Raw genomic sequence first — 13,891 nt, forward strand, 5'->3', positions numbered from 1 at the left:
ACTCATGATTGCTCCGGAGGGAGCGGAATGCCCAAATGATGATAGGCAGCCGGCGTGACAATCCTGCCGCGTGGCGTCCGTTGCAGAAAGCCAATCTGCAGCAGGTAAGGCTCATATACATCCTCTATGGTCTGACTTTCTTCTCCAATAGTAGCGGCTATGGTATCAAGTCCAACAGGACCGCCGCGGAAACTCGTAATCATAGAGTGAATCATCTTATGGTCAATGCTGTCCAGTCCACGCGGGTCGACTTGAAGCATACGAAGGGCTTCAGCCGCAATGTCAGGTGTAATAATTCCGTCGCCGCGCACCTGGGCAAAATCACGGACGCGCTTCAGCAGACGGTTGGCAATCCGCGGTGTTCCGCGTGCCCGCAGGGCCACTTCCTCAGCAGCTTCTCCCTGAATCTCAATACCCAGCAGATCCGCATTGCGGGAGACGATAAAGCTCAGCTCATCGATGGAATAGAATTCAAGCCGGCTGACCACGCCGAAACGGTCGCGCAGCGGCGCAGACAATAGTCCTGCCCGCGTAGTCGCGCCGATCAGCGTGAACGGAGGCAGGTCCAGACGCACGGAACGCGCACTTGGTCCTTTGCCGATCATAATATCCAGCGCAAAGTCCTCCATAGCTGGATACATAACCTCCTCCACCGTGCGATGCAGACGATGAATTTCATCAATGAACAGCACATCGCCCTCCTGCAGATTGGTCAGCAGCGCGGCCAAATCTCCCGGCCGCTCAATCGCTGGTCCTGAGGTTGTCCGCAAGTTCACACCCAACTCGTTAGCAATAATGTTCGCCAATGTCGTCTTACCAAGACCCGGCGGGCCATAGAGCAGCACGTGGTCCAGCGCCTCGTTTCTCATCTTGGCCGCCTCAATATAGATCTTCAGGTTCTCCTTAACCTGACCCTGTCCGATATATTCAGCCAGATAACGGGGGCGCAGGCTCAGCTCCACAGCCTGTTCTTCCATCATCAGATTGGCAGATATGATCCGGTCGTCCATTCTCTCATCACTTCCAGTTCTTTAAAAGATGCCCGCAGGCAGGCTTTACTTCGCCACGTACAGCAGCTTCAGCGCCTTTTTCATCAATACATCGACACTTCCCGTATCGGATCCCTCTTTCTTCAGGGCTAACCATACACGGTCCAACTCGCTCTCGGTATAGCCAAGTACCTTCAAGCCGTCTCTGGCCTCGTCCCACGGCAAGGCATCGCTGCCTTCTTCCTGCGGAACCGCAAAGAGACCTGTCTGCATGGAAGCCATGCTAAGTCCATCCAGCTTATCCTTCAGATCAAGGATCATGCGCTGTGCCGTCTTCTTCCCGATCCCTGGCAGCTTCGTTAGGAACGTAATATTCTCCTGGTAAATCGCTGAAATTAGCTGATCCGGGGTACCCCCTGTCAGAATGCCAAGCGCCACACGCGGGCCAATACCAGATACCTCAATCAGCTTACGGAACAGCCGCTGCTCTTCACGGGTAGAGAAACCGAACAGCAGGGTAGCATCCTCACGGGTCACATAATGAATAAAGATCGTTACAGGTCCCTCTGTCTTGGCAAAAGCATAGGGATTCGGGCAGAACACGCGGTATCCCACCCCCTGCACATCCAACACCACATATTCGGATTCCAGGTATACAACCGGACCTCTTAAGAAATCTATCATTTTCGCAATACCTCATTTAATTTGGAATTAAGACTGTAAGAGTGGGCATGACATACAGCAACCGCCAACGCGTCCGCCACGTCATCGGGCTTAGGAATCGCGGTCAGCTTCAGGAACATCTTCACCATCTCTTGTACTTGGCGCTTCTCTGCCTTACCATAGCCTACGATTGCTTGCTTAACCTGCATCGGCGTATATTCCGCTATAGGGAGCCCACGCTGAATCGCCGCCAGGACCATCACTCCACGGGCCTGCGCGACGGGCAATGCAGTGGTTACGTTGCGGGCGAAAAACAGCTTCTCCAGTGCCACCGCATCAGGCTTGTATTTCTCCATAAGCTGAGTAATACCCTCGTAGACATGCAGCAGCCGCTCTTCTTCCGGCGTATGCGCCTCTGTCTGGATACAGCCGTATTGCACGGGCGTCACCTTATGGCCTTCCTTATCCACAAAGCCGAAGCCGACAATAGCGAGCCCCGGGTCAATTCCTAATATGCGCACACTTCTCTCTCCTCTATGGTCAATAAGAAGCCGGGCTCCGTCCCTCGGCTCCAGCACTAAAGCGAACATATGTATTCCTTCTAACCATTATAGCAAAAATAGACTCCGCGGTGAGGAGAAAGTTTCCCTGCTCCCAGAAAAGGGGTCTTTCGGCCCTATACAAGGGGGTGATTGCCGCGCAAATTGACGGGAACACACAGCAAAAAAGACCTGCGGGTATCACCCCAGGCCTCAATACAGTACTTCCTATTTAACAACTCCGCCAGAACAGAAGCTCTCACTTATTCCTTATTTTGCATAACCTGCTCCGAATTATCCCGTGCGTAATCACTGAAGGTGGACAGCACACTGTTATACTCTTCGATGTCCTGCACCCGAATTCCATCCTGCAGCTGCCTCCAGATGTCCTCCGGCAAAGAGGATTTCATGGAACCCATATCCATTTGAAAAAAAGTCTTCAGAACCTCATCCTGGCCTGGAGGACCCTTGAACAGCGTTAAGTTGCCATGCTCGTCCACGCCAAAGTAGGCTTCTTTCTTGACGGCTGGTGACAGGTCAGCGATTCTCTTTTCCAGCCAAAGATCTCCGGCAGCACTGATTCTGGCCTCCCAGGATGGATGCTTGGCGATCAGTTCTTTAAGCTGAACCGGGTTCATCTGGCCGGGTAGATTCTGAATCTCCTCACCGGATACATAGCTGATCTTCAGATGAACCGTCCTGCTGATTCCACTCTGCTGTATCGTTTGGAGAACTTGCTCGCGCCGCGGACTGTAGCCCCCCTCTTCATCGCCATCTCCTTCCTGAAAAACTGCCGTTACCGGCTCCTCTCCGGAATGTTCCCCGTTCTCAACCGTACCGCGCAGACGCTCCAAAGAATCCGCTACAGAAGCCGATGGTTCCTCCAGCAGTTCGCTCATTTCGCCGGGAAGCTGCATTCCGCGCCAAGCCAATATCGTTATAGCGACACAGGCCGCTCCTACCCACAATGCCTTTTTCCAACGTCTCCATCTACGCCAAAGCTGTTTTTTCAAGCGAGAAGCATTCACGTTAATCCCTTCATTCTGGTTTTTTCCTATTGTGACCTGTGAAGGAAGCCTTTATGCATGATTGGGAATGCCGTGCTGTGCAAATGCTTTGAATTACTAAATATTGTTTGCTATACTCTTACTGATTGATTGCAGGCTTAAATTTATTTACAAAGGGGAATTCCTTGATGATTATCCAACCAAAAACACGCGGTTTTATATGCACAACAGCCCATCCCGAAGGATGCGCCAAACAAATAGAGAAGCAAATTAAGTATGTACAGTCCCAGAAGAAAATCTCCGGCCCAGCCAATGTGCTTGTGATCGGTGCTTCGACTGGTTATGGCCTGGCCTCGCGGATTGCCGCAGCTTTTGGTGCAGGCGCCAACACGATCGGAGTTTTCTTCGACAGACCGGCTGAAGGCTCGCGTACAGCCTCCGCAGGCTGGTACAATTCAGCAGCTTTTGAGGAGCAGGCTAACGAACTCGGGCTGAAATCCTTCAGCATTGTCGGCGATGCTTTCTCCGATGGCATCAAGGAAAAAACCATTGAGCTGATCAAAAACGAATTTAAGAACGTAGACCTTGTTATTTATAGTGTGGCTTCCCCGCGTCGCACGCATCCGGTTACCGGAGAGACCTTCTCCTCAGTAATTAAGCCAATCGGCACAGCATACAGCAACAAAACTATGAACTTCCATACCGGTGAAGTATCCGATACAACGATCGAGCCGGCTACAGAAGAAGAAGTTCGTCAGACGATTGCCGTTATGGGCGGCGAGGACTGGAGCATGTGGATTGATGAGCTGTCAAAAGCCGGTGTGCTTGCAGATGGCGCTACAACGGTGGCCTACTCTTACATTGGACCAGAAGTTACTCACGCTATTTACCGTGAAGGAACGATCGGTAAGGCCAAAAATGATCTGGAGCAAACGGCAGTCAAGCTGAATGAGCAACTCGGAGCTAAAGGCGGTCGTGCCTTCGTATCCGTGAATAAAGCGCTGGTTACTCAATCCAGCTCGGCTATTCCTGTCGTTCCACTGTACATTTCCGCACTGTACAAAGTAATGAAGGAAAAAGGAATTCACGAGAACTGCATCGAGCAGATCTATCGCCTGTTCTCCGACCGCTTGTATGGTGAAGGTCCGGCCACTGCCGACGGCAGCACGCTGATCCGTATTGACGATTGGGAAATGCGTGAAGATGTACAGAAGGAAGTTATGGACCGCTGGAACAAGCTTGAGACTGCTAATGTGTCTGAACTTGCTGATCTTGAAGGCTACCGCGAGGATTTCTTTAACCTGTTCGGTTTCCAGACCGAAGGCGTGGACTATGACGCTGAGTCAGATCCTGCTGTAGAGCTGCCAAATTCATATTAATCCGCTAAAAAATAAAGAGTCCAGCCTGGATAATCAGGCTGGACTCTTTTTGATGAGGAAGTCTACAGCAACGTACCGTTGTCAGCACTTGCTTTTTATAGAACGACAGTTATTTTCTCAGCCAACGTGGACAGCTTCTGACTCTGCAAATGCTGCTCCATCTTCTGTTCTCCCTCCACCATCACCTGTTGAATCAGGCATTCCGAGGAATGGTCAAGACTGCATTCGAACAAGGAAGCCGTGCCTTCAATAGCATGAATCACGTCAAGGAATGAGATATCTTCCTTCTTGCGCTTAAGACGATAACCTCCGTTCGCTCCGGAAGCGGATTCGATAAGACCGCCTTTAACCAGCTTGGTCAAGATTTTGGACAGATACGTAGGGGACACGCCTTGTCTTTCTGCAAGCTGTTGGACGCCCACGGGTTTATCCGTGCCTGCCGCCATCATAAACAACATCGTATGCAGCGCGTAATTGGTAGCTTTTGAGTATTTCATGTAACACCTCAATTACAGACTTTGTTCGTCTATAATAACGCCGAATCAGTAAGGGGTCAACATGAGAGCCAGCTTTGCCAGGTCAGCTCCTTATTCAATGAATTTTTTTGCCCATAAACGGCTTAGAATATTTGATCATGCCCCCCTGAAAGAGATATAATAAAAGATAGTGATGCACATTCAATGTTGAAAGAGAGCGAAAACTATGGGACGTAAGTGGAATAATATTAAAGAGAAAAAAGCATCCAAGGATGCCAATACAAGTCGTATATATGCTAGATTTGGCCGCGAAATTTATGTAGTAGCCAAACAAGGCGAGCCGGACCCTGAATCCAATCAGGCTCTGAAATTCGTCCTTGAGCGTGCCAAGACCTATAATGTTCCCAAAGCCATAATTGACCGTGCGATTGAAAAAGCCAAAGGCGGTTCCGATGAGAACTATGACGAGCTCCGCTATGAAGGCTTTGGCCCGAACGGCTCCATGGTCATTGTCGATGCACTGACCAATAACGTGAACCGCACCGCTTCTGAAGTACGGGCAGCGTTCAGCAAGAACGGTGGCAACCTTGGGGTAGCCGGTTCCGTTAACTATATGTTTGATGAAACCGCAGTAATCGGACTGACCGGCAAAACCGCCGAAGAAGTCCTTGAGCTGCTGATGGAAGCAGACGTTGATGCCCGCGATATCCTGGAAGAAGAGGAAGCTGTGATCGTATACGCTGCTCCCGACCAATTCCACGCGGTGCAAACCGCGCTGAAGGACGCCGGCATTACCGAATTTACGGTTGCCGAAATCACGATGCTGGCTCAGAACTATGTTGAGCTGCCAGCCGATGCCGAGGCTCAATTCAACAAAATGATCGACGCGCTGGAAGATCTCGATGATGTTCAGCAAGTCTATCATAACGTAGATTCCGAGGAATAGAATCACACTATACATTAGAACAGGCTAAGAAACCGCTGAACGGCGGTTTCTTAGCCTGTTTTTTATACACATGGTAGTGGATAATAATTGATAAAGAGCATCTATTTCTTTAAAGCATGCTCCTCCAACCCAAAATAGACATCGGCATTGTTATAGCAAATATCCTCGACAATGCGGCCCAGGAACGGGATGTCATTCGGCACTTCGCCGTTCTCTACCCAGCCTCCCAGGATGTTGCACAGGATACGGCGGAAGTATTCATGACGAGTATACGATAGGAAGGAGCGCGAGTCCGTCAGCATACCGATAAAGCAGCTGAGCTGGCCCAGATTGGACAAAGCCGTCAGCTGTTTGGTCATCCCTTCCTTCTGGTCGTTGTACCACCAACCGGAGCCGAACTGGATTTTGCCTCGGATGCCGCTCTGCTGGAACGATCCGATCATCGCAGCCAGTACATCATTATGGACCGGGTTCAGGTTGTACAGAATAGTTTTCGGCAATTCATTACTCTGTTCCAATCCATCCAGCAATCTGTAGAGATTATCGGCATAGTTGTTGTCGCCTATTGTGTCGAACCCGGTGTCAGGCCCTAATTGTCGAAACATCCGGGTATTGGGATTACGGATCGCGCCAATATGCAGCTGCATCGCCCAGCCGAACTGTGCATACTTCCGGCCCATCGCCAGAAACAGCGACGTAGCATATTGGTCACACTCCAGGCTGCTCAGAGGCTCACCTTGCAAACGTTTGGAGAAAATAGACTCTAGCTCCTCAGCCGAGGCCTCGGCATACGGCAAGTGGGTAAAGCCATGATCAGAGATCATACAGCCGAACTGGTTGAAATACTCTATACGTTCCAGTAAGGCTTGTTCAATTAACGCATAGGACTGAATAGGATACCCTACTGCCTGCTCCAGCACCCCTATATAATCCAAGAAGCCGGGGGAACCGATTTGCAGTGCTTTATCTGGCCGGAATGTAGGCGTAACGGCGGTTTTGAAATCCTTCTGCTCCGCAATCTGCCGGTGATAGCGTAAATCATCCGCCGGATCATCGGTGGTGCAGATCCATTTTACATTGGAACGGGTAATCAGCTCTTGGGTGGTGAAGTCAGGCTGAGCGATGACCTCATTGCACTTCCTGTAGATCTCCTCCCAATTGTCCGCCGTCAACAAATCGTCCACGCCAAAGTAGGTTTTTAGCTCCAGGGCCGACCAGTGAAACAACGGGTTTCCGATGGTAAAGGGCAGCACCTCGCTCCATTTGGCGAATTTCTCTTCAGGAGAAGCATCCCCGGTGATATATTTTTCATCGATACCATAGGTTCTTAAGGCTCGCCATTTATAATGATCCCCGCCCAGCCAAATGTCCGTAATACTCTCAAAACGCGCATTCTCCGCAATCGCCTTGGGGTCCAGATGGCAGTGGTAATCGATGATGGGCAGTTTCTTCGCATACTCATGGTATAGTCTTCGGGCCGTCTCCGATTGCAGCAGAAAATCCTCATGAATGAAAGCTGTCATCGTCATCGTCTGCTCTCCTTTCAGGATTGTAACGACTTCTTGACCGCTTCGGCCAAGCCGTTGATATAGACGGCGCCCAGCGCCCGGTCATATAATCCGTACCCTGCTCTTCCCGTCTCTCCCCAAATCATGCGACCATGGTCCGAGCGGAACGGCCCGTCAAAACCATACTCGACATAAGCTTTAACAATCTCATAGAAATCCAGTGATCCCCATTCGGATAGATGCCCGGACTCGTGGAATGACTTCTCACCCGTAATCTTGATATTCCGCAAATGAGCAAAATGCACCCGGTTCTTGACCCCGCCGAAATACTTAACCATATCGACAAAATCATTGTTCGGATCACAGCCCAACGAGCCAGAGCATAACGTCAGCCCGTGATACGGGGAATCGTACAGGTTCAGAAACCGTTCAAGATTAGCCTTATTCGTGATGATGCGTGGCAGACCGAAGATGGACCATGGCGGATCATCCGGGTGAATGGCCATTTTAACCTGACTTTCTACGGCAACGGGTAGAATTCCTTCAATAAAGTAGCCGAGATGCTCCCATAGCTTCTCTTCATTCATCTCTTCATACTGATCCAGAACCTTCCCAAGTCCCCCTTCTCCGTAAGAAGTATCCCAGCCCGGCAACGCCAGTTCACCCAGCTTCGGGTCCATTCTCCGGATGATTTCTTCCTCATAGATCAGAGTCGTGGAGCCATCCGGCAGCTCGAAGGACAGATCCGAACGTGTCCAGTCGAACACTGGCATAAAGTTATAGCAGATCACGGGAATACCCGCCCGGCCCAAATTGCGGATTGTCTCTTTATAATTATCAATGTAGACGTCACGCGTAGGCAGACCCAGCTTAATGTCCTCATGTACGGGAACGCTCTCAATAACCGAAATCTTCAGACCTACAGACTCGACTCTCTCCTTCAAAGCCGTAATTTTCTCCATCGGCCACACTTCACCTACCGGCACATCATAGATTGCGGTGACAATGCCTTTCATCCCCGGAATCTGAGCAATATACTCCAGCTTGACGGGGTCCTCTTCCCCATACCAGCGGAACGACATTTCCATTTTTATTGGCCTCCTTATGCACGGATTCGAATACTTGTATACTAGCATACAAGATAAGGTGGAGCAATATAATAAATGCCCTTCAGCTAAAAATAGTTCAAGATATATGGACCCCGGAACCGACGTCAAAATAGTGTGCAAAACGGCTGTCATCCCGGTACAATTCCTCCCATTGGTTTATCGGCTCGAGGATATGCTGTTTGACGGCATGCTCAATCTGCTCGGTCTGGCCCTGTTCGATAAGCCCGATCATCCGGCGATGCTGAGTTACTGCCTCTGCGAAGCTGTGCTCCATTTCGGAGAGCAGTCTGATGCGATTGTAGTGAGTGCTCAGGCGGGTGATGGATTTCCACACATTCTCCAAATGATTGCCCCGATAAATAATCTGATGAAATTCCGTATCCAGTTGATGAAAATCAAGCTCCTTGCCTTTCTTGTCGACCAGCAGCTCCTGCAGCCCGACATTCTTCTTAAGCTCCAGCAGTGCCTCTGCCGGGAACGACTGACAGGAGCGGAGCAGAACCTCTTTTTCCAGCGTAAAACGCATAAAAGCAGCCTCTTCAATCAGATGGCCCTTGATTTTGGACACATAGGTGCCAACTTGCGGAACTACATCAATCAGATGCTCCTCCTTCAGCTTCGCCAGCACTTCCCTGACCGGTGTACGGGAAATCTGCAGCGCATCGGCAAGATCAATCTCGCTGATAACCTGACCTGGAGCCAAGGTGAGCGACATCATATTTTCACGAATAACTCTATAAGAATAATCTTTATTGTTCTCACCGACTAATCTTGGGGATATCTTCATCATCAGCACGACACTCCTTCATCTACATCAACCTGCACAAATCAGTATTCTTTATTCTCTTAGCCCGATCTGGCTAAAAGACTCAGTACATCATTATAGCAAATCTTCGCAGATTCTAGCCAACTGTTCTCATAGCGGGCTCATGCTTATCTCCAAAAAAGCCCCGCAGGAGGAACCTCCTGTGGGGCTTGCAGCAAACTTTGAAATTCGTCTACCTTAATCCTATAGCGGGCTGACCGTGATACGTTCTAGGCTGATTTCGCCATGTCCACCCGAGAGTTTGATTGTATTGGCTTCTCCCGGCTGCAAATAAACGGTGATATCAGAAACTCCGCCGAATTCCTGCAGCCCACCCGTAGACAGAGCATTCAGCAAGGAATAGTCCTTGTCGTTGACAGTCAGCTGTAATTTGGCCAGACGTTCAGCAGTAGCATAATGTAGCTCGATGGATGATCTGCCGCCCTCGCCTCCATCCACATTTTCGAACAGCACGTAGGAGCCTTCCCGCTCCAGATCGGTCACCACGCTCTGATCTGATTCCAGCTTACGAATTTCCGCACCGCCGAACACCTTACTCTCCGCTGCCAGATACGACTTCTGCTGAGGATTGACCGCCGGGGCCGGACCAACAGATGATACGCCTTCCAGGGTCTGCACAACGGTCTTGATGGAACCATCTTCGTTAAAATCCAGATAGTCGATACACACGCTGCGCAAATTGCCTTGCCCGGAAATCGCCTGATTATGATAGAACAGATACCATTGTCCTTTGAATTCCACCACCGAACCATGCGTTGTAGAGCAGCCGGTCGGCTCCAGGAAAATACCTCTGTACGTCCACGGTCCAAGCGGGTTCTCGCTGGTTGCATATCTCATCCGATTGTTATCTTCTAAATTGTCTGCGTAGGTCAGGTAATAGAGGCCGTTTCTTTTAAAGACCCACGCCGCTTCATGAAAATCCTCTAACCCTTCCATTTCCTTCATTCCGTCCTTCAGGGATATCATATCCTCATTAAGCTCCCCGCCCAGACAGACACTGCCACCCCCGTAATACATGTAGGCGCTATTGTCGTCGTCCACGAGCACACACGGGTCAATCAAGGCAAACCCGCCCAGACCTGGAACATATCCCTGATCGGTAAATCCGCTTGCCGGCTTGTCGCTGGTAGCAACTCCGATCTTCCAGGAATCATTCCAGTTCGAATCGCTCGGATGCGGATAGTAGAAGTAATAGGTTCCGTTCTTGTAGGCACAATCGGGAGCCCACATGAATCCGCCCTCCGGACGGCCCCAGGACACATCATCCGAGCCGAGGATTTCGCCTTCATCCACCCAGTGGACCATATCCTCCGAAGAGAATACATGATATCTGTCCATAAGATCACAGCCTCTGGCCGGGTCCATATCATGGGATGCGTAAATATAGATTTTGCCATCATTCCATACATGGGCCGACGGATCTGCCGTATAGATGGAAGTAATCGCCGGGTTCAGGGATGTGGTCTTTTGCCGTTTAATTTGTAAGCCTTGATTGCCAGTAGTCATAAATAAATCCTCCTGAAGTTATACTTTTTGCATATAATATGTGCTTCATGCTAAGGCCTTCGCCGTGCAAATCTAGCATCCACGAAGGCCTTGTTGTTCACTTACTGATGGCTCGTAGGATGATTCACCGTCAGTGGAATCTGCCCTTTGAGCAAACGGTTGATGTCTCCACTCAGTCTGAGATAGAAGTCCGCCGATACAGCCACACCATCGGCATCTAGCGTCAGGAAGTATTGATTGGTCGGAATCATCGAGTTGTTCTCTGCGGCTTTTGCGATGGCAGTTCCCTCGTCATATTCGTCGAACATAGCTACATAGCCGGTGTTGATGCCCAAGCTCTTAATGTTGTAAGCTTGCTTCCACATATAATCACCATGCGCACGCGGAATCTGATTCTTCTGCTGGCCGGTCATATTGGACCAGGCGAATCCCGGTGACATTACCGGCTGATAGTCAATTCCATTCTGCTGGGTAAAGGTCAGGTCCGGCTGCAGCTGATTATTCTTGAAGTTATCCACTCCATCCATACCGAAGCGTCCCACAGACCACGGCGAGATCATATCCAGTGATTTGTACACGTTCAGAAAGTCGGATCTGGAGTCATTGTTCCCGGTTCTCCAATAGGTAGGCACGCCACCAATGACGTAAATGCCCTGGTTCTTGAACCAGCTGATCAGATCAGCCGCCTCTGCCGCAGTACCCGGACGGTCCGTGAAGCCGATGCCCCAGATACAGACAACCGTCTTGCCGTTCTGCTTAGCATAGGCGGAGGAAGAAGGCAGGTGCATGTTGTTGACGATATTAGTCGTCCAGTCATGCTTGACTGCATTGACCCAGTTGCTAGCATTCATACCGGTAATGTCATACATGACGTAGAATTTGCGGTTGTAGAACTCTGCCGCGTTCTTCACTTTGACAGCTACGCTATCACGGTTGGTCTTCCAGTTATTAGGCGTATCACTCTCTTCAGCGCCGAACCGCTGCAGTGCCGCGCCGTCGATATTGTAGCTCTGCATCCATTCAAAATGCTTGTTGACCGTCTCCTGATCGTAGGAGGAGAACAGTTTAGCTGGCGTACCGTTGCCGAGATTAGCCAAACTGGTTTGATATAGCTTGGAGTATTCACGAAGATCCGGGTACAGCTCAAAGTTCACATTTCCGCTGGCCGACGGTGCACTGCTGTTCTTGGACCAGTGCACCCAGCCGCCATTTGGCGAACCGTCACCTGCTGCGTTGAACCAGCCCTGATATCCTGCATACAGCTTGCCTACAACATCCCCGCCGCCACCACCTGTGGAGCCCGCGTTGAACTTGAACCAGAGCAGATTGAATAAATTCCCGCTGCCGCCGGTAAATTTAAGATAGAGCGTATGCACACCGCTGGCACCGCTGATCGCACCAGACTTCGTTACCCAGGACTGCCAGCCCCCGGTACCGGGTACAGCAACGGTTCCCACGAGCGTTCCGTTAAGACTGTCCAGACGGACCTCAATATTTCCGCCGCTGTTGTTGCTGGCAACTCTAACATCTATTGAATTGGCACCGCTTCCAAAATCAACATTGTTGAAGACGATATAATCCCCATTGTCGATAAAAGCAACATTCTGCCCGCCTTCGGTGGAATTCTCCAGCTGGATTCCGGATTGGCTGTTGTAACTGGAAGCGGCCGTTTGATTAAACGCCGAAGCCGCCGAGACGACGGAAGGAGCAAAGGAAATGCACACCGTAAGAATCAATAAAGCCGCGCTTGCAAAAGCCAATAACCTTTTGTTTTTTTGCACAAAATTTAGCATAAGATCCTCCTGTTCTTTGGGTTTCCTGCTAATTACTGTCCAAATAAGGCCTGAGACAAGCTTTGAAAGAGAACGGACTCACATTCTGGATTATTCTTGCGGACGTTATTTCCCTTCACTACACCTCCTCTTTAGGCGTATCAGCATTTTCTTACAAAAATAGGTGATTTATCAGTTACAGCATACCCTTTCCCACTATTAGACTCCATGTGATGATCATAAACAAAACAGGGAATTCCAAAAGAAACTGGACGAGTGCTACTCTAGTTCCGCATCACTCCAGGAATGCTTGGGACGCCAATTAAGCACCTTCTGTGCCAGACTGTTACTGACGATAGCTTCTCTATTGTGGAAAGGAACCCGCAGATCAGTCACCCCGGGGTAAAAGGTCTCCAGCAGCTTTTGCGTCTTCCACTCACTTAACGTATCGTTGCCGGTAATGTTCAGGTGTATGGCTCCCGCATAATCCGTATGAAGAGCTGCCAGACTAGCATCTACAGCATCTCTGATATCGATATAGCTCCACAAAATTTGCTTGAAGGTCTCAGGCTTGCTCGTAGCCATATGCTGATACTCTCCCGGGCCGACAATCATCGAGTACCGCAGTGAGATTACTTGCATCCCGGTTTTCCGGTGGAACATCTCCGCGGTCAGTTCGTTGACAACCTTGGAGAGCCCATAACACTCCTGCGGTTGCTGAGGGTGTCCCTCATCCACCGGGAAATAATCTGGCGAGAACGGCTGTGGCGCCCAAGCAAATCCATACGACGATTCGCTGGAGCCCATGACCACTTTTTGAATGCCTAATAAAGAAGCTGCCTCCAGCACATGGTACCCGGCTAACGTATTATTGGCGAAAATATAGGCATGAGGAAAATGGATCGGCGCAGGAATCGCAGCCAAATGAATGATGGCATCGGCTCCGGCAAGCGCTCCCACTACCTGTCCAAAATCATTGAGATCCACCTTGATTTGCCTGCAGTGAATCCGGTCTGACAAGTGATTGTCCAGCGATACTACATCGTAGCCTTGCTGTTGCAGCTTGATGATGACCTGTGATCCAAGCTTACCGCCTCCGCCTGTAACCGCAATGGTTTTCATTTCTTCCAGCCCTCCTTTTACTGTGTTTGGATATCTGAGGTCATGCACC

13 protein-coding genes are annotated in these 13,891 nt (G+C 50.1%); 2 read left to right on the top strand and 11 right to left on the bottom strand.

Features of this window, described 5'->3' with window-relative positions; genetic code table 11:
- Nucleotides 1-2: 2 nt before the first annotated feature.
- From ruvB to ACFVU8_RS12715, 4 genes are all read right to left on the bottom strand, one after another.
- Complete coding sequence (gene ruvB, locus ACFVU8_RS12700; RefSeq protein WP_175370507.1) at nt 3-1,010, bottom strand: Holliday junction branch migration DNA helicase RuvB; 1,008 nt, start codon at nt 1,008-1,010, stop codon at nt 3-5.
- A gap of 45 nt (nt 1,011-1,055) precedes the next feature.
- Nucleotides 1,056-1,673 carry a Holliday junction branch migration protein RuvA gene (gene ruvA / locus ACFVU8_RS12705; protein ID WP_387427667.1) on the bottom strand — a complete coding sequence of 206 codons (618 nt, stop codon included), beginning with the start codon at nt 1,671-1,673 and terminating at the stop codon, nt 1,056-1,058.
- A complete protein-coding gene (gene ruvC, locus ACFVU8_RS12710) occupies nt 1,670-2,173 on the bottom strand; it encodes a crossover junction endodeoxyribonuclease RuvC (protein WP_379465895.1) in 504 nt (167 codons plus the stop codon). The genes ruvA and ruvC overlap by 4 nt, the downstream gene beginning before the upstream one ends.
- Nucleotides 2,174-2,454: 281 nt before the next feature.
- Entirely contained in the window at nt 2,455-3,219 is a 765-nt protein-coding gene (locus ACFVU8_RS12715) for a BofC C-terminal domain-containing protein (protein WP_387427668.1), read from the bottom strand.
- 167 nt (nt 3,220-3,386) lie between these two features.
- Between ACFVU8_RS12715 and fabV the strand changes: the two genes are divergently transcribed.
- Entirely contained in the window at nt 3,387-4,577 is a 1,191-nt protein-coding gene (fabV, locus tag ACFVU8_RS12720; RefSeq protein ID WP_379465897.1) for an enoyl-ACP reductase FabV, read from the top strand.
- Nucleotides 4,578-4,672: 95 nt separating this feature from the next.
- Here the strand turns inward: fabV and ACFVU8_RS12725 are convergent, their stop codons facing one another.
- The gene (locus ACFVU8_RS12725) at nt 4,673-5,074 is read right to left on the bottom strand and encodes an RrF2 family transcriptional regulator (RefSeq protein WP_175370511.1); all 402 of its coding nucleotides are present in this window, start codon (nt 5,072-5,074) and stop codon (nt 4,673-4,675) included.
- A gap of 205 nt (nt 5,075-5,279) precedes the next feature.
- Here ACFVU8_RS12725 and ACFVU8_RS12730 point away from each other — a divergent pair, with 205 nt between their 5' ends.
- Nucleotides 5,280-5,999 carry a YebC/PmpR family DNA-binding transcriptional regulator gene (locus ACFVU8_RS12730; protein ID WP_379465898.1) on the top strand — a complete coding sequence of 240 codons (720 nt, stop codon included), beginning with the start codon at nt 5,280-5,282 and terminating at the stop codon, nt 5,997-5,999.
- A 101-nt stretch (nt 6,000-6,100) separates the two neighbouring features.
- Here the strand turns inward: ACFVU8_RS12730 and uxaC are convergent, their stop codons facing one another.
- From uxaC to ACFVU8_RS12760, 6 genes are all read right to left on the bottom strand, one after another.
- Nucleotides 6,101-7,528 carry a glucuronate isomerase gene (gene uxaC / locus ACFVU8_RS12735; RefSeq protein WP_387427670.1) on the bottom strand — a complete coding sequence of 476 codons (1,428 nt, stop codon included), beginning with the start codon at nt 7,526-7,528 and terminating at the stop codon, nt 6,101-6,103.
- Between the two features lie 14 nt (nt 7,529-7,542).
- Nucleotides 7,543-8,595 (bottom strand): mannonate dehydratase, encoded by a 1,053-nt coding sequence (locus ACFVU8_RS12740; protein WP_387427672.1) that lies wholly within the window; start codon nt 8,593-8,595, stop codon nt 7,543-7,545.
- A 97-nt stretch (nt 8,596-8,692) separates the two neighbouring features.
- Nucleotides 8,693-9,406, bottom strand: a complete 714-nt coding sequence (locus ACFVU8_RS12745) for a GntR family transcriptional regulator (RefSeq protein WP_387427674.1) — start codon at nt 9,404-9,406, stop codon at nt 8,693-8,695.
- A gap of 219 nt (nt 9,407-9,625) precedes the next feature.
- Complete coding sequence (locus ACFVU8_RS12750; RefSeq protein WP_387427675.1) at nt 9,626-10,948, bottom strand: family 43 glycosylhydrolase; 1,323 nt, start codon at nt 10,946-10,948, stop codon at nt 9,626-9,628.
- Between the two features lie 101 nt (nt 10,949-11,049).
- Nucleotides 11,050-12,741, bottom strand: a complete 1,692-nt coding sequence (locus tag ACFVU8_RS12755) for a carbohydrate-binding protein (protein ID WP_387427677.1) — start codon at nt 12,739-12,741, stop codon at nt 11,050-11,052.
- A 258-nt stretch (nt 12,742-12,999) separates the two neighbouring features.
- Nucleotides 13,000-13,842: an NAD-dependent epimerase/dehydratase family protein gene (locus tag ACFVU8_RS12760; RefSeq protein ID WP_387427678.1), complete on the bottom strand. Its 843-nt coding sequence runs from the start codon at nt 13,840-13,842 to the stop codon at nt 13,000-13,002.
- Between the last annotated feature and the right edge of the window lie 49 nt (nt 13,843-13,891).

Source organism: Paenibacillus sp. NPDC058177 (genome assembly GCF_042883835.1).
Taxonomy (GTDB): domain Bacteria; phylum Bacillota; class Bacilli; order Paenibacillales; family Paenibacillaceae; genus Paenibacillus_AQ; species Paenibacillus_AQ agri.